Source organism: Nocardia sp. NPDC051900 (genome assembly GCF_044452545.1).
Lineage (GTDB): Bacteria > Actinomycetota > Actinomycetes > Mycobacteriales > Mycobacteriaceae > Nocardia > Nocardia sichangensis.
On the sequence record NZ_JBITBU010000001.1, the window covers coordinates 260,294 to 283,804 of the forward strand.

Here is a 23,511-nt window from a genome sequence, read left to right on the forward strand (position 1 = left end):
TCGGCCACGAACCAGGATACGGGCCCAGACGCCGCCGCGGTGTGCGCACTGCGCGGAACCTTCGCGCCCAGCGGCGGAACGGGCAGCAGGCTCAGAAGTTCGGCTACCCGGGCGCGGGCGAAGAAAACACGAACTTCCCTGCGCTACATGGACCTGACTGCATCGCGGCGAGCGAACGGATACGATCTTCTCAGCGAATCACTTGCCCCTGTCCCGAATCCAGAATGAGCGAACGACGATGATCCTGGCCGCCGCTTACGACACCCTGGCGCAGATCGGCAATCCCAGCCCCGAGGCACCGCCGATCTCCGACAAGTTCCTCCAACTGGTCCGCTACCTGACGTGGTTCGTGCTCCTGTCGGGCATCTGCGGCATCATCTACGCCGGTGGCCGCTTCGCCTGGGAGAAGTGGACCGGCGGCGGGCTCGAGTCACCGAAGATGGTGGCCGGAGCCATGATCGGCGGGGTGGTGGCCACCAGCGCGGGCACCATCATGAACGCCGTCATCGGCTGATCCGCCGCGGACGAATCGCGAACCGCTATAGCTTTTCGCTATGACAAGCGGGCGATGCGCGGTGAGCAGGGCAGGTTCGCGCTGTCAGCGCAGAATGCCCGCGTTTCGCGCTGCGCGCAGCCAGTCCGGGAACTCCCCGAGCAAACGGGCGTAGAGCTGCGCGTCGTCGACCTGATCGATGTCGTCGAGGGCGAAGAAACCCGCGTTGTCGACCGCCCGGTCGGGCAATTCGTCCAGAGCGCGCAGCAGACCGTAGTTGGCGCGACCGAGCCCGACGAACTGCCAGAAGGCGGGCAACCGCGCGGCTTCGCGCATGAGCGCCGTGATCTCGCGCTTCTTGGCGAAGCCGCCGTCGGTGAAGAACAACACGAGCGTGGGACGGCCACCAGGGCGCAACGAGTCGATGATGTCGCGCATGACCGGCAGTTCGTCGTTGCGGCCGCCGAGCCGGTCGTAATCGATGTCGCCGTGGGTTCCGCCGAGATGCAGATAGGTCCGTGCCCAGTCGTCACCGTGCTCGACGGTGATGTCGGGCAGCTTGGCGAACGAGAGGGCGTACAGGTACGCCTCCAGGGTGCCGTCGTCGTCGAGCTGGGTGGCCACCGGAATCATCCGCTGCACGACGCGGTGCACCACCTGATCGCGGTACTGCCGTTGCATGCTGCCGGTCTTGTCGATGACCAGCACGACGCGGGCACGGATGCCGAAAGCGTTCCTGTCGATGAGGACCTTCGCGACCTCACGCTTGCGCAGGTCCAGTTTCGCGCGCTTTTCGAAGGAGAGCTTCGCCTCGCCGGGAACGGTGAACACGTCCGCCGCCGGGGCGAGATCAGGCACCGGCCGATCCGGAGAATGAACGTTCGCACCGCTGGGTTCCTCGTCCACACTCACCCCGTGATCGGTGACCAGCGCGGCGAACCCACCCGCATAGCCTTGCCCGACCGCACGCACCTTCCACGCCCCATGGCGGCGGTACAGCTCTAGCGCGATCACAACGGATTCGCTGCTCAACCCTTCGATGCGGTACTCGTACAGAACGTTTCCCGCGGCGTCGGCGACCGTGACGACCGGCGGCGCGAACCGGCCGAAGGTCTGCGCCGGATCGTCGAGTGTGAGCACCGCACGCAACTGGGCGATGTCCGCGGGCAGATCACCCAGCGAAACCGACAGCGCTCCGGGCGTTCCCGCCGCCAGCGAGACACCGGGCGCGCTGGGCTGGTTGAAGAACACGAAATCCGCGTCGGATCGCACGCGCCCCACCTCGGTCACCAGTAGCGCCGACACATCGACCGCCGCCTCGGTGCGCACCGACACCAGTAGGTGAGCCAGGTCCAGCACACCGTTCTGCCCCTTGACCAATGCCGCGCCCATCGAAGCTCCCAGCCGTCGTCACTCCGCGATCGTCACCGGGATCAGGGTAAGGCCGGCCCGGGCCGGATGCGGAGTGTTCGCCGCGGCGATACCGGTTCACCCGCCGCCGATTCGCTATCGCCGTCAGCGGATACCGGTGCCGCTCAGCGTGGCCATCGGCGGCCGATCGGCCGCGGGCGCCGCGCCCGGCACCGCATGCCAGCTCGAGCCGTCCGGGAGATACTGCGTCAGCGCGACGCCCGAATCGGGGATTCCGAACCGGTCGAGCAGCGTCGCGATCACCTGCCTGCTCATCTCGGCCAATTCACGCAGCGGCCGATTGCGATGCACGCGGGCGCCGAGATCGACCTGCCCGATGGCGCCGGCCCCGTGCCTGCGCCAGGTGTCGATCAGGATGCCGATCTCGACGCCGTAGGCAGGCGCGAACGGCAACGACCGCAGCAGTTCCCGGGTGGCCGCGTACTCGCCGCCCAGCGGCTGGCGCAACTCGGCCAGCTCCGGCGCGAGCGCGGTGAGCAGCGGCCGGGCCACGAGTTGGGTGACGCGTCCGCCGCCGTCGGGAGCGTCGCCGAACGGGCGGCGGTAGAACCCTTTCACCAACCGCAGTCGGTCGTCGGACAGCAGTGGTGCGAGCAGCGACGGCACGAACCGCGGGTCGGGAGCGACGAGATCCGCGTCGACGAACACGATGAGATCACCGGACGCCACCGCCAGCGACCGCCACAACACCTCCCCCTTGCCCGGACACGGCGGCACGGCGGGCAGCGCTTGCTCGCGGGAATAGACGGTCGCGCCCGCCGCTCGGGCACGGGCGGCGGTCCGGTCGGTGGAGCCGGAATCGAGCACGATCAGCTCGTCGACCAAGGTGCCGACCAGGTCACGGATCGAGGCCACCACATCCGCGACGGTGTCCTCCTCGTTCAGAGCGGGAACGACCACCGAGACGGTGCGGTGCCGCTTGCGTTCGAGTAGCTCGTCGTGCGACCACGCGCGGTCGTAGTGCACAACGCCGGTTGCCGTCACCGTGGCTCCCCGTTCCGCGACGGCAGCGCGAGACTGAGCACGACGAGCACCAGCGCGATCGCCGCGACCATCCACAGCACAGTGACGCAGGCGGCGAGGAAGGTGTGCGCGGCGGCGATCTGTCCGGCCACGTCGGCCCCCGCGCCGGGACAGGTGTGCGCGTCGAGGTGCGGGGTCGGCGAACGCAGCGCCGATTCGGCGCAGTAGGCGAACGACGTGACGACACCGTCGCGCTGGGCGGTCGTCGCCGGAGAGTTCGTCAGCGACTCCGCCAGAACGGCTTTCACATGACCGACGCCGAGGTCGGTGTCGGCGTCGACCCGGCGGAAGAACAGCGCGCCGAGCACCGCCACGCCCAGCGAACTGCCGACCTGCTGCACGGTCGGCACCGTTCCGGACGCCGAACCGGTCGCCCGTTCCGCGACGCCCGCCATCATGGCCGCGGGCAGCGGCGCGGCGAACAGCCCCATCCCGGCTCCGGCGGCGAAGACCGGTACGGCGAGCCGCCCCAGATCGATCGCCGCGTCCTCGGGGTCGACGGTCAGCGCGATGACCACGATGGCGACCGCGAACACCAGCACGCCGAGGGTGAGCCCGCGACTGCCGAGCCGCGCCACCAGGATCGGCGAGGCGAGCGCGCCACACGCGCCGCCGATCGCGAAGGGCAGCACCAGGATTCCGGTTCGCAAGGCGGTGAATCCCAGCCCGGATTGCGCCATCACCGACACGGTGAACAAGAACGCGGCGAAGATCCCGAAGAACAGCAGCGTGAGCACGGAGCCGACCGCGAAACCCCGGTCCGCGAAGAGATCGATCCGCAGCAGCGGGCTTTCCCCGGCCCGCAGCCGCCTGCGCTGATGCCAGACGAATACGACGAGCAGCCCGAGCCCGACGCCGAGCAGCCCGAACAGCTGCGGGGGCCAGTGTTGTTCCCGTCCGGCCGCGAGCGGATACAGCAGGGCGACCAGTCCGCTGCTCGCCAGCAGCGCGCCGGCGACATCCAGCCGTTCCCTGGTCGGGGGCCTGCCGACATGCAGATGCCGGTGCGCCAGCAGCAACCCCAGGACGCACAGCGGCACGTTCAGCAGGAAGATCGCGCGCCAGCCCAGGCCGAACGGATCGGAAGCGATGACCGCGCCGCCGAGCAACGGCCCCACGATGGCCGCCAGACCGGCGGCCGCGCCGTAGAACCCGAAGGCCAACGGCTGCTTGCCCTTCGGGAACACCGCGCTGATGATGGCGATGACCTGCGCGGACATCGCGGCGGCGGACAGGCCCTGGACAGCGCGCGCCGCGATCAGCTCGCCGGGCAGGTGGGCCAGGCCGCACCACACCGAGGCCATGGTGAACGCCGCCATGGCGCCGAGGAAGACGCGCCGCCGCCCGATCGACTCCCCGATCCGCGCGGCGGTCATCAGCGTGCCCGCGAAGGCCAGGCTGTAGCCCGCCACGACGAACACCTGCGCCGAACCGGGCGCCGCCAGGTCCTTGGCGATGCTCGGCAGCGCGGTGTTGACGATCGTCATGTCCAGCATCTGCATGAACACCGCGAGCAGGCACGCGCCCAGCGCGGCCCACTCCGCCGGGCCGACGACCACCGAAGGCGTGCCGGTGGCGATGCTCGCCCGCGTACTCATGGAAGGGCGCCGACCCGCACCGCGCGGTCGCCATTCGCGGCGACGTCGGCCACGATCGCCTGCATGGCGGTGACGTAGCGCCCGATCGCCTCGTGCGCCTGCGGCGTGTCGGGGAACAGCAGGCTGAGGGTGGTGACGTCGGTGAACCTGTTGATCCAGATGTAGACCTCGCGCGAACTGCCGCGGTTGGCGAACATGCCGCCGTCGATCTTGTCGAACATCTCGACGCCCGCCATCTTGCGAATGTCCAGGTAGGACAGCATGCGTGCGTTCCAACCCGGCCGAGTGCGGATACCGAGTTCGGGCGGCGCCAGTTGCAGTGCCCGGTGCAGGGACACGTCGGTCAGGTCTTTGCCCTGGTCATATGCCTGCTGCGCCGCGGCTACCACGTCCGCGAACGACTGCTCGGCGCCCACCGAGAAGGCCACCGGGATCAGATTCGTGTACCACCCCACCGAGGCGGCCTCGCCGTCGGTGCGGCGCGTGTTCACCGGCGTGAGACCGAAATACCAGTCGCCACCCGCCAATTCGATCTCCGCGAGCGCGGCCGCGGCGAACAGTCCGCCGGTGAACCGGCCGTCGTGCGCCCGGCAGGCCTCCTCGAAGCGCAGCGCACCCGGTTCGTCGATGAGGACGGTGGTCACCTGCGCGCCCCGGACGTGCTCGTCTCCGCCGACCCACAGGTCCACCGGGAAACCGGGCACGTCACCGCCGTTGCGCCGCAGCAGATCCAGCCAGACGGAGATCTGCGGTGAGTCGGCGGTCAGCTCGGCGCTGTGGCGGCGCTCGCGCTCGCAGTACGCGATGTGGCCGGTCACCGGCGCGGGAGTCAGGCTGCCGCCGGACAATTCGCTGCCGTAGAGCGTCAGCAGGTCCACGCACGACAGTGCCTGTGCCACACCGTCGGTGTGCAGGTGATCCACCGCCGCGTACATCGTGAACGACTCCGCGTGCTCGATGACGCCGAAACTGAAGCAGTCCCAGTCCAGCGGGCCGGGCGTCTCGGCGAAGACGTGCGCTCGGATGGTGTCGCTTTCGGTGTGGACGCCGTGTTCGGTCGGCGCCATCCGGATGTCCGCAGGGTCGAGTACCCGGCGCTCCACCCGGTCCTCCGGGGTGCGGACGAACCAGCTCCAGAACGTGTCGTGCCTGCGCAGGAACGCGTCGACCGTGCGCGTGAGCGCGGCATGGTCCGGGACGCCGGGAATCGTGAACGCGAGCATGCACACCCGCGAAACGCGGAAACCCGCATCGGCATTGCGGTATGTGGTGCGCAGGTATTCCTCCTGCTGATGCGACGGCGGCGCCGGATGCGCCGGGGCACGGCGCGCCGCGGCGAGCGATTCCGGTGCCGCGCGCCAACTGGTGAGCTTTCCCGCGGCGGGATGCCATTCGTCGATGAAACCGAAATTGACCACAGGTGTTCTCGATTCGTGCCGGCGAGGAGAAATCCTCGGCTGAACCCCCATGAAAGTTAACGACTTCGATCATCCGACGACCATGGGTAGCACGGAATCTTGTGACCACCACCAGCAGACGGCGCGGGCGGGTCGTCGAGTTTCCCAAGAATGCCCGCGAGCGCTTGCCGGACAGCGTGACCGCGCCCTACTTTCGCCACCACTACGGTGCACGAAGCAGGTTCGGAGGTCTTGCGTGCGGGCACGAACGACAGGCAGGCCAGGCGCGATCATCACCTCGATCGCCGTCGCGCTCGCGCTCGCCGCTACACCGCTGTCACCGGCCTGGCCTGCGGCGACAGCGGAACCTACGGCCCGGCCACCGGACACGGTGACCGCGGATGACGCCCGAGTGGTCGGCATCGAGCCGGGCACCGGTCGGCTGACCGACGTGCGGATCCATTCCGCCGCGATGAGCACCACGATCCCGGTGAAAGTCATCCGCGCACCGGATAATTCGGCACCCGCGCCGACGCTGTATCTGCTCAACGGAGCCAGCGGCGGCTCGGAAGGAAGCAACTGGACCGATCGGACCGATATCGAGGATTTCTTCCGGGACAAACAAGTGAATGTCGTCGTGCCCATGGGCGGCGAAGGAAGTTATTTCGCGGATTGGCGGACGGACGATCCGGTGCTGGGCAGGCAACGCTGGACGACATTTCTCACCAGAGAACTGCCGCCGCTGATCGACGCCACTTTCGCCGGCAACGGCGCCAACGCCGTCGCCGGAATCTCCATGGCGGCCACCTCGGTATTCCAGCTCGCCCTCAACGCACCCGGGCTCTATCGAGCCGTCGGCTCCTACAGCGGGTGCGTCCGCACCAGCGATCCGCAAGGCCAAGCCATGGTCGCCGCCGTCGTCACCCGCTGGCGCGGCAACGCCCTCAACATGTGGGGCCCGCCCACCGATCCCCGATGGGCCGCCAACGACCCGTACCTGCACGCGGATCGACTGCGCGGCACTGCCATCTACGTCTCCACCGGCACCGGAATGCCGGGACCGTTCGACCGGCCCGACGGGCCCGGCATCGACGGCAATCGCGACAAACTGGTCAGCCAGCTCGTCACCGGCGGCTTCCTGGAGGCGATCATCAACCAGTGCGCTCACGAGCTGAGCGATCGATTGCGCGCCTTGAACATCCCCGCGACGTTCGACTTCCGTCCCTCCGGCACGCACTCCTGGGGCTACTGGCAAGAGGACCTGCACAACTCGTGGCCGCTGATCGCCGCGGCGCTGGCGACCCCCGCCACCGGATAGCCGGGTGAGCGGGCCGCGTCACCGCGCGCGGGAAGATTCCGCGGCGCCGGTGATATTGCGCGCCATCCCGCCGAAGATGACCGCGTGGAACGGCGCGATGGATTTCCAGTACAGATGTCCGGCCAGTCCGTGCGGTTCGAACACCGCGCACTGGCGGTAGGTGGCGCCCGGACCGTCCGGCTCGACCGCGAGCTCGAGCCACGCCCGTCCCGGTACCCGCATCTCGGCGCGCAGGCGCAGCATCCGAGGTCGTTCGATCCGCTCCACCCGCCACCAATCCAGCGCCTCCCCTTCGTGCAGCCGGTGTGGATCGCGGCGTCCACGGCCGAGACCGACGCCGCCGGCGAGCCGGTCGATCCAACCGCGCAGCGACCAGGCCAGCGGGAAGGAATACCAGCCGTGCTCGCCCCCGATAGCCTCGATCACCCGCCACAGCGTGGCGGGGTCGGCATCGGTGTGGCGTTCGCGCACGTCCCGGTACAGCGACCCGCCCGACCACGCCGGGTCGGTGGGCAGCGGGTCCGACGGCGCGCCCGGCGGATGGGCGTCCGACCACCTGGTCGGTACGTCCAGATCGCGAATCTTCTCCAGCGCCAACGCCACTGCTCTGCGGTAACCGGTCGGTCCGTCCGGTGGGTCCGGGATGAGGCCCGCGATCGCGTGGTCGCGGCAGACCACGTCGTTGATCAGCGACTCCATGAGCGGAACGGCGATCGCGCGCGGCACCGGGGTCACCAGATTCACCCACTGCGCCGACAACCACGGCGTCAGCACCGGCACCGGCACGATCAGCCGTCGCGGCAGCTGGGCCACTTCGGCGTAGGCGCGCATCATCTGCACGTAGGTCAGCACGTCCGGGCCGCCGATGTCGAACGCGCCGCCCGCGCCTTCGGGCAGCGTCGCCGCCCGCGTCAGGTAATACAGCACGTCACGCACCGCGATCGGCTGGATCCGGTTGCGCACCCAGCGCGGGGTGACCATCAGCGGCAGACGCTCGGTCAGATAGCGCAGCATTTCGAAACTAGCCGAACCGGAACCGATGATCACCGCGGCCCGCAGCACCAGGGCGGGTACCGCGCCCGCCTGCAAGATCTCGCCGACCTCGGTGCGGGAGGCCAGGTGCCGCGACAGCCGCTGCGCACCCGGGACGATGCCGCCCAAGTAGACGATCCTGGTCAGCCCCGCGTGCGCCGCCTCGGCCGCGACCAGCGTGGCGGCCTCCCGGTCCACCGTGTCGAAGTCGGCGCGGGTCAGCGAATGGACCAGGTAGTACAGCACCTCCTGCCCCGCCAGCGCGCCGCGCACGTCGGCGGCCGAGGTCACGTCGCCCGCCACCACTTCGACGCGATCGCGCCAGGGGGCCTCGGCGAGCTTGCCGGGTGTGCGTGCCAGCACGCGAACCGAATGACCCGCGCGCAGCAACTCCGGCACCAGTCGTCCGCCGATGTAGCCGGTCGCACCGAACACCACACACCGCACGGCAACCACCCTTCCGATGACCTGCTCAGGTGATGACCGGGGATGCCGGGGCCAAACAGCGACTCCAGTGCGCACAGGACCCGGAATCGACCGCGTCGCCTGATCACGAGTCCCGCTCGATCTCGTGGCGCGTGCCAGACTGGGCCGGTGAGCGAACGCAGCAAAAGCGACAAACCGGACGAACTCACGCCGCGTGATCGCGGTGATGTCATCGGTGTGGGCCTGCTGTGGCTGGCCAAGTGGGCAGTGTGCATCGTCGCGATCGCGGCGGGCGCGTGGGTGCTCGGCTTCCTGGTCGCCCGGCTGTGGGTGGTGATCCTGCCGGTGGCGCTGGCGATCGTGATCGCCACCGTGCTGTGGCCGCCGGTGCGCTGGCTCACCGCCCGCGGCTTGCCGCCCGCCGCGGCGGCCTCGCTCGCGGTGCTCGGTTTCCTCGGCGTGCTCGCCGGTGTCATCGCGCTGATCGTGCCCTCGGTGGTCGACCAGGTCCCGGAACTGGCCGACAAGGCGAGCGCGGGCGTCAACCAGGTGCGCGACTGGTTGCAGGGGCCGCCGTTGCGAATCCGCGAAGAGCAGTTGAATTCGGCGGTCGACGCCATCGTGTCCCGGTTGCAGTCGAGTTCCGCGCAGATCGCCACCGGCGTATTCAGCGGCGTGACCACCGCGACGTCGGCGCTGATCACCCTGTTCCTCGTGCTGGTACTGAGCTTCTTCTTCGTCAAGGACGGGCCGCGCTTCCTGCCCTGGCTGCACAGCGTCTCCGGCAGCCGCGGCGGCAGGCACCTGGAAGAGGTGCTCAGCCGGATCTGGGTCGTGCTCGGCGGGTTCATCCGGACCCAGGCGCTGGTCAGCCTGGTCGACGCGGTGCTCATCGGCGCCGGTCTGGTCATCCTCGGGGTACCGCTGGCGCTGGTGCTCGCGGTGATCACCTTCCTCGGCGGATTCGTGCCGATGGTCGGCGCCTTCGTCGCGGGCGCCCTCGCGGTGCTGGTCGCGCTGGTGGGCAACGGCTTCGTCACCGCGCTGATCGTGCTCGGCATCGTCGTGGCCGTGCAGCAACTGGAGGGCAACGTGCTGCAACCGGTGTTGCAGAGTCGCAGCATGCAGTTGCACGCGGTCATCGTGCTGCTCGCGGTCACCGCGGGCGGCTCGCTCTACGGGATCGTCGGCGCGTTCCTGGCCGTGCCGGTCGTCGCGATCGCCGCGGTGGTCCTGCGTTACCTCGGCGAGCAGATCGACGCGGCCACCGCGCCACCGCCGGAACCGGAGAGCGAACCCGCGGACTGACGCAGCACCGCGCACCATCCTTGCACTCAGTCCGAATGTAACTATCGCCGTCGCCCCCTGCGGTTTCTAGCGTCAGTGGACATGACAACTGATGTGGGCACCCCGCTCAACGACATCGCCGACGCGACGGCGAAGGCGGTGGCCGACGACCCGGCGAACGCGCTGGTGGTGTTCCGTGCCTCCGGGACTCCGGAAGGGACAGTGGGCAGCGCGATCACGCTCGGTAGGCACACCGTGCGCGTGGACGAACCACCCGCGCTCGGCGGCGCGGACACCGCGCCCAATCCGGTCGAGGTGTACCTGGCGTCGCTCATCGCCTGTCAAGTGGTGACCTATCGGTTCTGGGCCCAGCGCCTCGGCATCACGGTCGACGAACTGGCGGTGAGCGCCGAAGGCGATCTCGACGTGCGCGGGTTCTTCGGCTTGGATGAGAATGTTCGCCCCGGCTTCCAGGCGGTGCGGGTGACCGTCCGCCTCAGCGGGCCCGAGACCGAGCAGCGCTATGCCGAACTCCAGCAGGCCGTCGACGCGCACTGCCCCGTACTGGATCTCACGACCGGGCGCACTCCGGTCGACACCAGGCTGATCACCGATTAGCCGCCGTCCCAACCAGCTCGATCACTCACCAGAAGGAGGACCTTCCCGATGACCGAACCCGACCTGTCGCAGGACTGGAGCTTCGAGACGAAGCAGATCCACGTCGGACAGATTCCGGACGGCACGACCAACGCCCGCGCCCTGCCGATCTACCAGACCACCTCCTACACCTTCCGCGACACCGCGCACGCGGCGGCGCTGTTCGGTCTGGCCGAGCCCGGCAACATCTACACCCGGATCATGAACCCGACCCAGGACGCGGTGGAGCAGCGCATCGCCGCCCTGGAAGGCGGCGTGGCCGCTCTGCTGCTGGCCTCCGGACAGGCCGCGGAGACCTTCGCGATCCTCAACATCGCCGGAGCGGGCGACCACATCGTGTCCAGCCCCCGGCTCTACGGCGGCACCTACAACCTCTTCCACTACTCGCTGCCCAAGCTCGGCATCGAGGTCTCGTTCGTCGACGACCCCGACGACCTCGAGCAGTGGAAAGCCGCCATCCGCCCGAACACCAAGGCGCTGTACGGCGAAACGATCTCCAACCCGCAGAACCACATCCTCGACATCCCGGGGATCGCGGGCGTCGCCCACGACAACGGTGTGCCGTTGATCGTGGACAACACCGTCGCCACGCCGTACCTGATCCAGCCGCTGGCCCATGGCGCCGACATCGTCGTGCACTCGGCCACCAAGTACCTCGGCGGACACGGCGCGGCCATCGCGGGCGTGATCGTGGACGGCGGCAAGTTCGACTGGACCGGCGGCCGCTTCCCCGGCTTCACCGAACCCGACCCGAGCTACCACGGTGTCGTGTACGCCGAACTCGGCGCGCCCGCCTACGCGCTGAAGGCGCGCGTGCAACTGCTGCGCGACCTCGGCTCGGCGGTCTCGCCGTTCAACGCGTTCCTGATCAGCCAGGGCCTGGAGACGCTGAGCCTGCGGGTGGAGCGGCACGTGCAGAACGCGCAGGCGGTGGCCGAATTCCTCACCACCCGTTCGGAAGTCACCTCGGTGTCCTACGCGGGCCTGCCGTCGTCGCCGTGGTACGAGCGGGGCCGCGCCCTCGCCCCGAAGGGCGCCGGCGCGGTGATCGGCTTCGAGCTGGCGGGCGGCGTGGACGCGGGCAAGCGGTTCGTCGAGGCGCTGCGCCTGCACAGCCACGTGGCCAACATCGGCGACGTCCGCTCGCTGGTGATCCACCCGGCCTCCACCACCCACTCGCAGCTGACGCCGGAAGAGCAGCTGGCCGCGGGCGTCACCCCCGGCCTGGTCCGGCTCGCGGTCGGCATCGAGGGAATCGACGACATCCTCGCCGACCTGCGCGCCGGATTCGACGCGGCATCCTGACGCGTTGTCCCCGCCGGGTCTGCCCGGCGGGGATCGGGTGGTCAACTCCTCCCGCACGGGAGCCGCACACCCGCCTTGGGCGCGCTGCCAACCGCGAAAAACATTGCGCGCAAACTCGCTGGAGTCCGCGAACGCAGCCCCTCCTCAGCACCCCGTACACGGTCATCGTACATGCCCAGGACCAGTAGCCAGACTGGTTCAACGTGCTCGATACCCGAGTGTCGATGTCACTGCGGGGCGCTTCGACCGCTTTGTCGGATGCCTGGGCCGCTTCGCGGAACTTGGCCGCGAAGAAGCGCATCCGCTCCGAGGTGAGGTAGCCGTCGCGGAGTGTCGTGCTGACCAGTTCGCCGACCACCTCGAACGCCCCCACATGACGGGGATCGGATGGGCTCTTGATCAGGCCGCTGCGTGGCTCGGAGCCCGCACAGCGGGGCAAGGCCCCGTTTCGGGGGTGGTTTCCCTGATTTCGGTTGAAGAAAACCAGCAGTCGCGCAGTCGCGATCGGTTGACCACAGCGACAGGACTATTCGGCGCTGTCACGCGGATTCGATTGGCAGGGGCGCGTTTCGCCGCAATGGAAAATAATTCGAACTTCCGCGCATCCGTGGGGCTTTCTGAATCGAACTAGAAGGGTAGGTACATGTCCTCTTCAGAATGAGGTGGGTAAGTCCATGGGCATAGCAGTACCCGAAATCGAAACTCCAGCACACCCGTTCTTCCGCCGCGCCGCCACTCTGGTCGTCGCGGGCGCCATTCCGTTGTCCTTGGTCGGCGCCGCCGCGACCGCCACCGCCGACCCGCTGTTGCCGCAGATCTCCGTCCAGATCCCGTTCGCCCCGGCGCCCGGCCCTGGCCTCATCACCCCGGCGGCCGATCCCGCGGACCCCGGAGCCTTTCCGCCCGAGGCTTTTCCGCCCGCGCCCCCGGTTTCCGCGGGCCGCAACGACCTGAGCGTCAACCGGCCGATGCCGGATCCGAACCTGCTCGCGCCGGTCGAGCCGCAGCGGCTGCACCTGCCCAACCCCGCCGCCCCGGCTCCCGCGGTCGCGCCGATCGAGGCGCCGCCCGGCACGCTGCGCGTGGGTTCGGTGGTGATCGGCCGCCCGGATTTCATGACTCCCGAGCAGGGCAAGATGTTCAACGACGCGATCGCGGGCCCGGAAGCAGGCATCGCGCAGACCCTGGATTCCGCGGGCTTCGATCCGTCGCGTTCCGATCGCATCGCCGCCGACCTGATCGGCTCCACCGCCATCGGCGCCTCGGCGGGCAGCATGGTGGCCGCGCCGGTCGCCTCGATCGGAGCGGTCATCGGCGCCATCTGCGGCGCCATCGCGGGCCTGCCGATGTTCCCGACCGGGACGGTGGCCGTCATGGCCTTCGGCGCCGCAATCGGTTATGGATTCGTCGCCTCCCCCGCCATCGCCGTCGGTGCCGCCCTCGGCGCGGGTGTCGGTGTGCTGCAAGGCCTTCTGACACCGCCCACGGTTCCGGCCGCGTAATTCCCGGCGCGCCGGAGACCGCACGCAGCATGCGGATTCGGCGGCGATTTCGAATACGCACGATTTCCGCGAAGACCCGGTTTCCCGCCGGGTCTTCTGCTTTTACGAGGAATGGCCGATGTTTGGCCGCCCGATTACGGGCTACTGCCGAGAAGACCGGCTGAAGATGGCCGGCCGGTCGCTTCAAAAGGAGGTTGTGACATGAGCACAGTCGACAAGGCGAAGAACAAGACCGATAAAGTCGCTGGTCAGGCCAAAGAAAAGCTCGGCGAGGCCAAGGGTGACCGGGGGAAGCGCGACGAAGGTCGCACCGACCAGATCAAGTCCGACCTGAAGGACGCCGGCGAGAAGGTCAAGGACGCCTTCCGGCACTGACCGCTGCACGTGCGCTGTCGGACGTTGTCCGTCGCCGGCGCCGCGCACGGCCGTAGTGAACGCGGGGTAGCACCGCGCACGGCCGAGCGAAAGCGGAGGCAGATAGGTCGTAGGCGGATGGCCGCATGAAGCGGGCATCCGCCTTTCTTTCCAGAAACTGGTCCAACCAGTTGACCTGTTGACCTCTATACGCGAGACTCGGTGACATGGAATTCGCCGCGGTCGCCCGCACCGCCGTCTCCGATACGGTCTTCGGCCAGATCATCGACGCGATCCTGAGCGGCAAACTCGCCCCCGAGGCGACGCTCCCCTCCGAGCGCGAGCTGGCCGAGATGTTCCAGGTGAACCGCCACGCCGTCCGCGAAGCGCTCAAGCGCGTACAGCAGAGCGGGCTGGTCCGCGTCACGCCCGGCGGCAAGACCCGGGTTCTCGACTGGCGCTCGCACGCGGGCCTGGACATACTGACCGCGCTCACTCGCTCCGGCGCGGTACCGGCCAGACGGATCCTGCACGACATCGCGGTGATGCGGCGTTCGGTCGCCGCCGACGCGGCCCGGTTGTGCGCCGAGCACGCCGACGCCGACCAACTGGCGACGGTGCAACGCGCCGCCGCGGCCTATCCGGACGCCACCGCCCCGTTCGGCGCCGTCGTCGATGCCGATCTGGCGTTCTGGGTGGCGATCCTGGACGGCTCCGGCAATCTCGCCTACCGGCTGGCGTTGAACACCCTGGTTTCCGGCTATTTCGGGATCGGTATGGAAGTCGTCGCCGAACTGGGCCTGAACAAGGAATACATCGATCCCGGCGCCCATCGCGCGCTCGCGGAGCACATTGCCCGCCGCGATTCGGCCGCGGCCTACGACACCGCCTACGCCCTGCTCACCCGCCTGGTGGACGCCCAAGCAGCACCGAAAGATTGACCCATTGTTCGACCTGATCGCCCACGCCATACCGGTTTTCGTGCTCTGCCTTGCCCTCGAAGCGGCCTCCTTCCACCTGCTGCCCGACAACGACCAACTCGGCTACCAGTTCCGCGACGCGCGCACCAGCGTGCTCATGGGTCTGGGGAACGTGGTGGTGAACCTCGGCTGGAAACTCGCGGTCGTCGCGGTGTACGCCGCGGCGTACCTGGCCGCTCCGTTCCATCTCCCGACGGACCATCCGCTGACCTGGGTCGCGCTGTTCTTCGCCGACGAGATCGCCTACTACTGGTACCACCGCACGCACCACACGGTGCGCGTGTTCTGGGCCAGCCACGTGGTGCACCACTCCAGCGAGTTCTACAACCTCTCCACCGCGCTGCGCCAGCCGTGGACCCCGTTCAGCTCGCTGCCCTATTGGTTGCCGCTGGCGCTGGCCGGTTTCCCGCCCTGGATGATCCTGCTGCAACAGTCGGTCAGCCTCGTCTACCAGTTCTTCATCCACACCGAGCGCGTCGCAAGGCTATGGCGTCCCGTGGAATTCGTGTTCAACACGCCGTCCCATCACCGGGTGCACCACGGCTCCAACGATCGATACCTGGACAAGAACTACGGCGGCATCCTGATCATCTGGGATCGGCTGTTCGGCACCTTCGAGCCGGAGGACGAACGCGTCCGCTACGGGCTGACGAAGAACATCGAGACGTTCAATCCGGCGAAGGTCGCCACCCACGAGTTCGCCTCGATCTGGCGGGACCTGCGCAGCGCACCTTCGTGGCGCGCCCGCGGCGGCTACCTGTTCCGCGGCCCGGGCTGGACGCCCGCCGACTGATCCGCGCCACCGTGCCCGTCGCCCTCTTCCTCGACGAGCCGCAGCTCGCTCGGCCACCAGATCTTGCGCCCGATCAGGCTGAACAGCGCGGGGATCACGACCGTGCGCACGACGAACGTGTCGAGCAGGATGCCGAGGCCCACCACGATGCCGACCTGAGTCAGGGTGATCAGCGGGAGCACGCCGAGCACGCAGAACACCGCCGCGAGCACGATGCCCGCACTGGTGATCACCGCGCCGGTCACCGACACCGCCCGCACCATGCCATGCGTGGTGCCGTGCCCAGGAGTCTCCTCGCGGGCCCTGGTCACCAAAAAGATCGTGTAGTCGACGCCGAGCGCGACCAGGAACAGGAACGCGAACAGCGGCACGCTGATGTCCAGCGCCGGGAACCCGAACACGTGCTCGCTCATCCAGCTGCCCAGCCCGAGCGCCGCCAGCGCGCTCAACACCGTGACCGCGACGAGCAGCAGCGCGGCAGGCACCGCGCGCAGCAGCACCAGCAGCACCACCAGCACGACGACCAGGATCAGCGGAATGATCAGCTTGCGGTCGCGACTCGCGGCCGTCTGGACGTCCAGCGCCTGGGCATCGGCGCCGCCGACGATCGCGTCGGCGCCCGGCACCTGGGCCACCGACGCGCGCAGCGCCTCGATCGTGTCGAAGGCACGTGCGGAAGACGGCGGCGCGTCGATCACCACGGCCCACCGGGTCAGCCCGGTCGGCGAGGTGCCGGTCTGCCAGGTCATCACCACGCCCTCGGTGCGGTGGAACGCCGCGTCGACCTCCACCACCGCGTCGCTGCGCGCGAGGACGATCGCGGGATCGGAAGCGCCGGAGGGGAAATGCCGAGCGAGGGCGTCGAATCCCTCCACCGACTCCGCGCGAACCCGGAACTGCTCGGTCTGCGACAGGCCCACCTGCGTCGACAGCAATCCGGTCGCGCAGATGGCCAGCACCACGAGCGCGGTTCCGGCGACCACCGCGGGCCTGCGCACCACCCACGCGGCGACCGCGTGCCAGACGCCCTCGTTCGCGGTGTCGCGATCGTCGGCCTCCGGCACGAACGGCCAGAACACGTTGCGTCCGCACAACGCGAGCGCGGCGGGCAGCGCGAGCAGGACGAACACCACCGCGACCAGCAATCCCAGCGCGGCCATCACACCGAGACTGCGCGTGCTGGGCACGGAGGCGAGCACCAGCACGAGCAGGGCGGCGACCACCGTGATGTTGCTGGCCAGGATCGCGGGCCCGGCGCGCCGCACCGCGTGTCGCAATGCCGTGCGGTGGTCGGCTTCCCGATGCAGTTCGTCCCGATAACGCGACACCAGTAGCAGCGCGTAGTTGGTGCCCGCACCGAACACCAGCACACTCGTGACACCGGAGGTCGAGCCGTCGAAGGTCAGGGCGGTCACACGCGCCAGCGCGGTTCCGGCGCCGGTGGCCACCCGATCGGCCGCGCCGACCACCGCGAGCGGCACCAGCCACAGCACCGGGGAGCGGTACGTCGCGATCAGCAGCACGGCGACGACCATCGCGGTCACCGCCAGCAGGGTGACGTTGGCGCCGGAGAACGAGTCGGCGATGTCGGCGCCGAACGCCGGACCGCCGGTGACCTGCAGGACGAGTCCGTCGGGCAGGCCCTCCCGCGCGACGGCACGGATGTCCCCGATCCGGTCGGTCAGCGGGAATCCGCTCAGGGCGGCGTCCACGGGCACTTGTCCGATCGCCGCTTTCCGGTCCGGCGAAGCGAGCAGGTCGCTCGGGCCGGGTGTCCGTCCCGACGCGCGGGCCACCGCCGCCACGGTGGCGTTGCGGTCGTCCTCGGTCAGCTCGCCGTCATCGGCGCGCGTGACCACGATGATCGCGGCGGCCGACCCCGCGTCCGGGAACTCCTCGAGCGCCTGTTCGACTCGCGCCGATTCGGCGGAGGCCGGTAGCGCGGTAGGGGCCTGCCCGGCGGACTCGTTCTCGCCCACCGCGCCGATCAGGCCGACGGAGGCCGCGGCGAGCACCACGAGCAGCACCCACGAGGTCCGGGCGGTCACCACCGACGCATAGCGATCCCAAGCGCTCACCCCGCCAACTCTCTCAGAAACCGAGCCGCGATGGCCGAACTGCCCGACGCGGACCCGCGCGCCGCGCACCGCCTGCTGGTCGCCGTCGTCCACGCGATGCGCGAGCATCACCACGGGCTGACCGGCGAGTGAACGCCTCCGCCGGGGCGCGGGTCAGTCCCGCAGCGCCTGCTCGCGCAGCGATTTCAAGGTCTTCGACAGAATCCGTGAGACCTGCATCTGCGAACACCCGATGCGCTGGGCGATCTGCTCCTGGGACATCGAGTCGAAGAAGCGCATCACCAGCACCTGCTTCTCACGTTCCGGCAGAGCCGCCAGCAGCGGCTTGACCGCCAGGTAGTTCTCCACGGTGCTGAAGTCCGGGTCTTCGGCGCCGAGCGAGTCCAGCAGCGAGGGACCGCCGGATTCGGAGTCGTCGGTGTCCGAGGCGGCATCGATCGAGGAGGTCTGGTAGGCGTTGCGGGCGATGAGCGCCTGGGTCACCTCGTTCAGGTCCGCGCCCAGTTCCTCTGCGATCTCCCGCGCCCGCGGCATCCGGCCCAGCCGCTGCGACAGGATCTCCACCGTCGGACCGATGGTGGACTGGATCTCCTTGAGCCGCCGTGGCACTCGCACCGACCAGGCGTAGTCGCGGAAATGCCTGCGCACTTCACCCATGATCGTCGGCACCGCGAACGACAGGAAGGTCGCGCCGTGCCCCGGATCGAAGCGGTCGACGGCGGCGAGCATGCCCACCCGAGCGATCTGCAACAGGTCCTCGAAGCTCTCGCCGCGGCCGCTGAACTTGCGGGCGATGTGTTCGGCCAGCGGCAGGCAACGTTCGATCAGCTCGGTGCGCACGGCGTCCCGGCGTGGATCGTCCGGGGCCAGCGCGGCCAGTTCGGCGAAGAGCGGCTCGATATTGTCGTAGGTGTCTCCCCGCGATTTGCGCTTGGAAGCGACCTGATTCGACTCGCTACTCATTATTCGAGCCGCCGCGCACCCAACGGAAGTCGACGACGGTCGGGTAGCCGCCCACAGCGGAGTCGTGTGCGCCTCGGGTGGCCGAGACCGAATCCGTGAGCGTCGCCACGATGTGCCAGCCGAAGCCGGACTCGTCCGGGCTGGCGTCCGACACCGTGACGGTGGAGACGCGCACCTCCACCGCGTCGTCCTCGAAGCCGAACGCGCACTCCAGCTCCGCCCCATCCACCGCGTCCAGCACCAGGGCGCTGGCCACCTCGTCGAGGGCCAGCCGGATGTCGGTCACCTCGTCGATGCCGAAATCGGCCATGAGCACGACGGTCTCGGCCAAGGCACGCAACATCGCGAGCTGTTCGGACACCGCGGGCACCCGCACGCTGATCGTGCCGGTCCGCGTCGTAGCGGGAGGAGTCCCCTCACCCTTGCTCATGCACCGCTCCCAGAAGTCGCGCCGTCCGTCGGAGCGCCAAGCCTACGCCCTCCTCCGTAGTGAACTCGATCGGCCACGGCTCGGCGCGCGCGTCTTCGTCCGGGGACGGCTGATCGCGAGGGGCCGCGACGCGGACGCGCGCACTCCCCACAACGGCTGCCGACAACGTTGACCAGCGCGTTCGTCCGATGCGACCGGCTCGGCCACTCGATCGACCGCCGGTAGGCACCCCCGACATCACTGGGCCCCCGAAGCGCCGGTTCGTCCTGGGGGAAGACGCCGACGGCCGTCCCCGATGGCGCGCACCAGATCGGCGTAGGCGATCTCCAGTTCGGCCAGCCGGGTCCATGCCGCGTGCATGCGCTCGCCTCCCGGATCGTCGTGCATCAGCAGATGGAACGCGTCTTCCGCGACGGCGGCCATCCGGTCGATCATCTCCCCCAGGCTCTCGTGGTGCACCCGCACCGCGGGGTCGGCGCACGGCAGGTGCAGCGCCGCCCAGGTGTCGATCCGTTCGACCAACTCGGCGCGCCGCCGCGTCCCGACCGATTCCCGTGCGTCCTCCCGGCGCCGCCGGTGCAGTTCGGTCAGCTCGCGCGCCCACCGGCTCACCGGGCCCTGCACGTGCTGGCCGCCCAGCGCGCACAGCAGTGCGCTCGGACTCGGCAGCGCCGAATCCTCGGACAGCTTCCGCGGTCGCGCACGCTGGACCAGCATCGGCCTACCTCCCCGGCACGACCGCACCGCTCGTACGGCCGGTCGGCCAAGCCTTCATCAGGACAGCGTTCATTCCGGATCGGGCATGCCCGCTGCGGGCGGACGCAAACTCACAGGGGCGCAGTGAGTTCGAGATGGATGCCGTCGGGATCGGAGAACGACAGGATCGCGATGCCGAAATCGGCCATCTCGGTGATCTTCCCGTGTTCGATGCCCGCATCGGCCAGGCGAGCGGCCGCGGCCACCAGATCGTCCCGCGCCGGGACGGTGAAGCTGAGATGGTCCAAACCCACACGTTCGGAATCGAATCGGTCCGCCGGATCGGCGACCGGACGCAGGCCGAGCAACATGCCGTTGGCCTGGAACACCACCCCGCCGAACAGTCGCATCGGGTCGGCGCGCACCTCCGGATCGTCGGGGCTGCCTGGCGATTCGGCGGCGATGGGGAAACCGAGCACATCTCGGTAGAAGGCACGCGACCGGGCGATGTCGGTCACGGTCAACCGGATGTGATGCGTCCCGGTCGTTTCGATCATGGTCACGCTCCCAAACGAGGTACGGCGGGTTCGATCGGCTCCCCGGTTCGCTCGGCGGCGAGCCGTCTCGCGATGACGGTAGGACAGAATTCCGGCGGAACCGAGTGTCGCAAACGACATCTTCGGTACCGTTTCCGACATGGACGTCGTCGTCTTCGTGGTGGACGGCGTAGCCGATTTCGGATACGCCGCCCTACTGGAAACCTTCAACACCGCCAACGCCGTGCGCACCGAGCTGCCCGACCCGCCGCAGCCGTGGCGGGTGCACAGCGCGTCGTTCGGCGCCACGGTGCGGTCGGGCAACGGCCACACCGTGCCGACGACCCCGCTCGACGAGCTCGGCGACGGATTCGATCTGATGATCGTGCCCGCCGTGAACGTCCTGGAGGCCGCGGCGCTGATCGACCTGGTTTCCGCACCCGCCAGCCGTCCGGTGCTCGACCGGCTGGTCGCGGCCCGCGATCGGGGCGCTCACCTCGCCGGCGCCTGCACCGGAACGTTCTTCCTGGCCGAGGCGGGCGTGCTGGACGGCTCCCCCGCGACCACGAGCTGGTGGCTCGGCCCCAGCTTCCGGCGCCGCTACCCACACGTGGAACTCGACGAGGGGCGCACGCTGTGTCGCGGTCGAGGCGTCACCACCGCGGGCGCCGCGCTCTCGCACATGGACCTGGCGCTGTCGCTGATCGCGAGCAAGAGCCCGGCCCTGGCCGAACGCGCCATGCGCTACCTGGCGGTGGGCGCGGGCCGACCGCAACGCGAGTTCATCGTCCCCGAGATCATCGCCCGCGGCGATTCCGTCACCGCCGCCTTCGAACGCTGGGTTCGCGCACACCTCGGCGAGAATTTCCGGATATCCCAGGCCGCTCGCGCCGTCGGCGTCACCGAACGCAGCCTGCAACGGGCCACCCACGCCGAACTGGGCATGTCCCCCACGGAATTCGTGCACGACATCCGCCTGGAACGCGCCGTGCAACTGCTGCGCACCACTTCGCTCACGGTGGACGCGGTGGCCGCCAAGGTGGGTTATCTCAACGCCGGAACACTGCGCGGATTGTTCCGCCGCCGCCGGGGCATGTCGATCTCCGAGATCCGCATGACGCGCGTGTCGTATTGAGCCGCGGTAGGCACGACGCCGGATGTCATGCGGCGGCTACTGCCCGACGGCCCAACTCCGGGAACGGTATCGGCCGGACAGCCCGCGCTAGGAGGACTCGGTGACCGATCGGCAGCACACGACCACATCCGACGAGGAGCGGCCCCCCGCGCCCTCCGCGACGAGCGCACACGACACCGCGCGGCTCGGCGTGGTGGTCGCCGCACTCGGCGTGGTGTTCGGCGACATCGGCACCAGTCCGATCTACACCATCCAGACGGTGTTCAACCCTGCCGACCCACATCCGGTGCCGGTGAGCGTGGACAACGTGTACGGCGTGGTCTCGCTGATCTTCTGGTCGGTCACCATCATCGTCACCGTCACCTACATCCTGCTGGCCCTGCGCGCCGACAACGACGGCGAGGGCGGCATCATGGCGCTGATCACGCAGCTGCGGCGGTGGGGCTCGCAGCACGGCCGACGGCAGACCGCGGCGCTGGCGGCGCTGGGCATCTTCGGCGCTTCGCTGTTCTTCGGCGACAGCATGATCACTCCGGCGATCTCCGTGCTGTCCGCCGTCGAGGGAATCGAGGTCGTACAACCGTCGCTGGCGGATTTCGTCGTACCGATCACCGCGGTCATCATCGTGACGCTGTTCCTGGTGCAGCGCCGGGGCACCGCGGCAGTGGGCCGGGTGTTCGGGCCGGTGATGATCGCCTGGTTCGCCGTCATCGGAGCGTGCGGGGTGGCGGGCATCGCCGATCATCCGCAGATTCTTCGAGCCCTGTCACCGACCTACGCGCTCGGCTTCCTGTTCGGCCATTTCGGCACCGCCTTCTTCGCCTTGGCCGCGATCGTCCTCGCGGTGACCGGAGCCGAGGCGCTGTACGCCGACATGGGTCATTTCGGTCGCCGGGCGATCACCCGTGGCTGGCTGTTTCTGGTGTTCCCGGCGTGCATCCTCAGCTATTTCGGCCAAGGCGCACTGATCCTCGACGATCCCGGTCACGTCAGCAGCCCGTTCTTCCTGCTCATGCCCGCATGGGGCCGCCTGCCGCTGGTGCTGTTGGCCACCGCCGCTACGGTGATCGCGTCGCAGGCGGTGATCACCGGCGCGTATTCGGTGGCATCCCAGGCCGCCCGGCTCGGCTACCTGCCACGGCTGCGCATCGCGCACACCTCGGAGGCGACGGTCGGCCAGATCTACGTGCCGTGGATCAACTGGCTGCTGATGGTCTCGGTGCTCACCCTGGTGTTCGCCTTCCGCAGTTCGGCGGCGCTGGCCTACGCGTTCGGCATGGCGGTGACCGGCACGATCACCATCACCACGCTGTTGTTCTTCTACGTCGCCCGCGCCCGCTGGAATATCCCGCTCTGGCTGCTCGCCCTTGGCGCCGTCCCCCTGCTGTCGGTGGACCTGCTGTTCGTCGCGGCCAACCTGACCAAGCTCGTGCACGGTGCGTGGCTGCCGCTGCTGATCGGTCTCACCGCGTTCACCATCATGACCACCTGGCAACGCGGGCGCGACATCGTCACCGCCGAACGCGAACGGCGGGAGGGGGCGCTGCGCGAGTTCGTCGACCACTTGCACGCGGGCGACCCGTCGATACTCGAGGTCCCCGGCACGGCCGTCTTCCTCAACCGAGGCAAAAGAACCGCGCCGCTGGCCTTGCGGGCCAACGCCGAACACAACCACGTGCGCCACGCGCACGTCGTGATCATGTCGATCGAGACCGAACCCGTGCCGCGGGTTCCGGCGGACGAACGGATCAGCGTCGATTCCCTCGGCTACACCGAAGACGGCATCATCCACGTGTGCGCCCGGTTCGGCTACATGGAGTCGCAAGACGTGCCCGGTGCGCTGGCATTGCTCGACCCCGCTGTCACCGAGGGACCGTTGCAGCTGGACCGTGCGTCCTACTTCCTGTCGAAGATCGAGCTGCGCCCCGGTACCGAGCCGACGATGGCCCAGTGGCGCAAGCGGCTGTTCATCGCCACCTCCTACATCACCGCCGACGCCGCCGAGCAGTTCGGCCTACCCCGCGAGCGCACGGTGATCATGGGCGCTCACATCGAGATCTAGGCGCGCACACCCTGG

The 23,511-nt window shown here is 69.0% G+C and carries 21 protein-coding genes; 11 read left to right on the forward strand and 10 right to left on the reverse strand.

Features of this window, described 5'->3' with window-relative positions:
• The first annotated feature begins 238 nt into the window (after nucleotides 1–238).
• The gene (locus ACIA5H_RS01185; RefSeq protein WP_355072692.1) at nucleotides 239–514 is read left to right on the forward strand and encodes a hypothetical protein; all 276 of its coding nucleotides are present in this window, start codon (nucleotides 239–241) and stop codon (nucleotides 512–514) included.
• Nucleotides 515–598: 84 nt separating this feature from the next.
• Here the strand turns inward: ACIA5H_RS01185 and ACIA5H_RS01190 are convergent, their stop codons facing one another.
• From ACIA5H_RS01190 to ACIA5H_RS01205, 4 genes are all read right to left on the reverse strand, one after another.
• Nucleotides 599–1,885: a VWA domain-containing protein gene (locus ACIA5H_RS01190; RefSeq protein ID WP_397073024.1), complete on the reverse strand. Its 1,287-nt coding sequence runs from the start codon at nucleotides 1,883–1,885 to the stop codon at nucleotides 599–601.
• A 123-nt stretch (nucleotides 1,886–2,008) separates the two neighbouring features.
• A complete protein-coding gene (locus ACIA5H_RS01195; protein WP_397073026.1) occupies nucleotides 2,009–2,908 on the reverse strand; it encodes a glucosyl-3-phosphoglycerate synthase in 900 nt (299 codons plus the stop codon).
• Nucleotides 2,905–4,545 carry an MFS transporter gene (locus ACIA5H_RS01200; RefSeq protein WP_397073028.1) on the reverse strand — a complete coding sequence of 547 codons (1,641 nt, stop codon included), beginning with the start codon at nucleotides 4,543–4,545 and terminating at the stop codon, nucleotides 2,905–2,907. The genes ACIA5H_RS01195 and ACIA5H_RS01200 overlap by 4 nt, the downstream gene beginning before the upstream one ends.
• Nucleotides 4,542–5,963 carry a condensation domain-containing protein gene (locus ACIA5H_RS01205; RefSeq protein WP_397073030.1) on the reverse strand — a complete coding sequence of 474 codons (1,422 nt, stop codon included), beginning with the start codon at nucleotides 5,961–5,963 and terminating at the stop codon, nucleotides 4,542–4,544. The genes ACIA5H_RS01200 and ACIA5H_RS01205 overlap by 4 nt, the downstream gene beginning before the upstream one ends.
• Nucleotides 5,964–6,198: 235 nt before the next feature.
• On the opposite strand from ACIA5H_RS01205, the gene ACIA5H_RS01210 reads away from it, so the two are divergent.
• Complete coding sequence (locus tag ACIA5H_RS01210) at nucleotides 6,199–7,260, forward strand: alpha/beta hydrolase (RefSeq protein ID WP_397073032.1); 1,062 nt, start codon at nucleotides 6,199–6,201, stop codon at nucleotides 7,258–7,260.
• An 18-nt stretch (nucleotides 7,261–7,278) separates the two neighbouring features.
• On the opposite strand, the gene ACIA5H_RS01215 is transcribed toward ACIA5H_RS01210, so the two are convergent.
• Nucleotides 7,279–8,739, reverse strand: a complete 1,461-nt coding sequence (locus ACIA5H_RS01215) for an SDR family oxidoreductase (RefSeq protein WP_379252940.1) — start codon at nucleotides 8,737–8,739, stop codon at nucleotides 7,279–7,281.
• A 147-nt stretch (nucleotides 8,740–8,886) separates the two neighbouring features.
• On the opposite strand from ACIA5H_RS01215, the gene ACIA5H_RS01220 reads away from it, so the two are divergent.
• The 7 genes from ACIA5H_RS01220 (at nucleotide 8,887) to ACIA5H_RS01250 (ending at nucleotide 15,596) form a co-directional block, all read left to right on the forward strand.
• Complete coding sequence (locus ACIA5H_RS01220) at nucleotides 8,887–10,026, forward strand: AI-2E family transporter (protein WP_355072682.1); 1,140 nt, start codon at nucleotides 8,887–8,889, stop codon at nucleotides 10,024–10,026.
• An 81-nt stretch (nucleotides 10,027–10,107) separates the two neighbouring features.
• Nucleotides 10,108–10,623: an OsmC family protein gene (locus tag ACIA5H_RS01225; RefSeq protein ID WP_397073035.1), complete on the forward strand. Its 516-nt coding sequence runs from the start codon at nucleotides 10,108–10,110 to the stop codon at nucleotides 10,621–10,623.
• A 48-nt stretch (nucleotides 10,624–10,671) separates the two neighbouring features.
• Complete coding sequence (locus ACIA5H_RS01230; RefSeq protein ID WP_379252937.1) at nucleotides 10,672–11,967, forward strand: bifunctional o-acetylhomoserine/o-acetylserine sulfhydrylase; 1,296 nt, start codon at nucleotides 10,672–10,674, stop codon at nucleotides 11,965–11,967.
• 674 nt (nucleotides 11,968–12,641) lie between these two features.
• Nucleotides 12,642–13,469: a hypothetical protein gene (locus tag ACIA5H_RS01235; protein ID WP_379252936.1), complete on the forward strand. Its 828-nt coding sequence runs from the start codon at nucleotides 12,642–12,644 to the stop codon at nucleotides 13,467–13,469.
• Nucleotides 13,470–13,670: 201 nt separating this feature from the next.
• Entirely contained in the window at nucleotides 13,671–13,844 is a 174-nt protein-coding gene (locus tag ACIA5H_RS01240; RefSeq protein ID WP_397073038.1) for a CsbD family protein, read from the forward strand.
• A 206-nt stretch (nucleotides 13,845–14,050) separates the two neighbouring features.
• Nucleotides 14,051–14,764 (forward strand): GntR family transcriptional regulator, encoded by a 714-nt coding sequence (locus tag ACIA5H_RS01245; RefSeq protein WP_355072674.1) that lies wholly within the window; start codon nucleotides 14,051–14,053, stop codon nucleotides 14,762–14,764.
• 4 nt (nucleotides 14,765–14,768) lie between these two features.
• Nucleotides 14,769–15,596, forward strand: a complete 828-nt coding sequence (locus ACIA5H_RS01250) for a sterol desaturase family protein (RefSeq protein WP_397073041.1) — start codon at nucleotides 14,769–14,771, stop codon at nucleotides 15,594–15,596.
• On the opposite strand, the gene ACIA5H_RS01255 is transcribed toward ACIA5H_RS01250, so the two are convergent.
• From ACIA5H_RS01255 to ACIA5H_RS01275, 5 genes are all read right to left on the reverse strand, one after another.
• Nucleotides 15,557–17,674, reverse strand: coding sequence for an MMPL family transporter (locus ACIA5H_RS01255; RefSeq protein ID WP_397073043.1), 2,118 nt, complete (start codon nucleotides 17,672–17,674; stop codon nucleotides 15,557–15,559). The two genes, ACIA5H_RS01250 and ACIA5H_RS01255, sit on opposite strands and share 40 nt — an antisense overlap.
• A 153-nt stretch (nucleotides 17,675–17,827) precedes the next feature.
• Entirely contained in the window at nucleotides 17,828–18,637 is an 810-nt protein-coding gene (locus ACIA5H_RS01260) for an RNA polymerase sigma factor SigF (RefSeq protein ID WP_355072668.1), read from the reverse strand.
• Nucleotides 18,630–19,067, reverse strand: coding sequence for an anti-sigma factor (locus ACIA5H_RS01265; protein WP_355072666.1), 438 nt, complete (start codon nucleotides 19,065–19,067; stop codon nucleotides 18,630–18,632). The genes ACIA5H_RS01260 and ACIA5H_RS01265 overlap by 8 nt, the downstream gene beginning before the upstream one ends.
• Nucleotides 19,068–19,304: 237 nt before the next feature.
• On the reverse strand, nucleotides 19,305–19,784 hold the full coding sequence (locus tag ACIA5H_RS01270; protein WP_397073045.1) for a DUF4254 domain-containing protein: 480 nt from the start codon (nucleotides 19,782–19,784) through the stop codon (nucleotides 19,305–19,307).
• A 110-nt stretch (nucleotides 19,785–19,894) separates the two neighbouring features.
• Nucleotides 19,895–20,320, reverse strand: coding sequence for a VOC family protein (locus ACIA5H_RS01275; protein ID WP_355072663.1), 426 nt, complete (start codon nucleotides 20,318–20,320; stop codon nucleotides 19,895–19,897).
• 139 nt (nucleotides 20,321–20,459) lie between these two features.
• Between ACIA5H_RS01275 and ACIA5H_RS01280 the strand changes: the two genes are divergently transcribed.
• Complete coding sequence (locus ACIA5H_RS01280) at nucleotides 20,460–21,434, forward strand: GlxA family transcriptional regulator (protein WP_397073047.1); 975 nt, start codon at nucleotides 20,460–20,462, stop codon at nucleotides 21,432–21,434.
• 193 nt (nucleotides 21,435–21,627) lie between these two features.
• Entirely contained in the window at nucleotides 21,628–23,496 is a 1,869-nt protein-coding gene (locus tag ACIA5H_RS01285; RefSeq protein ID WP_397073411.1) for a potassium transporter Kup, read from the forward strand.
• Nucleotides 23,497–23,511 lie beyond the last annotated feature (15 nt).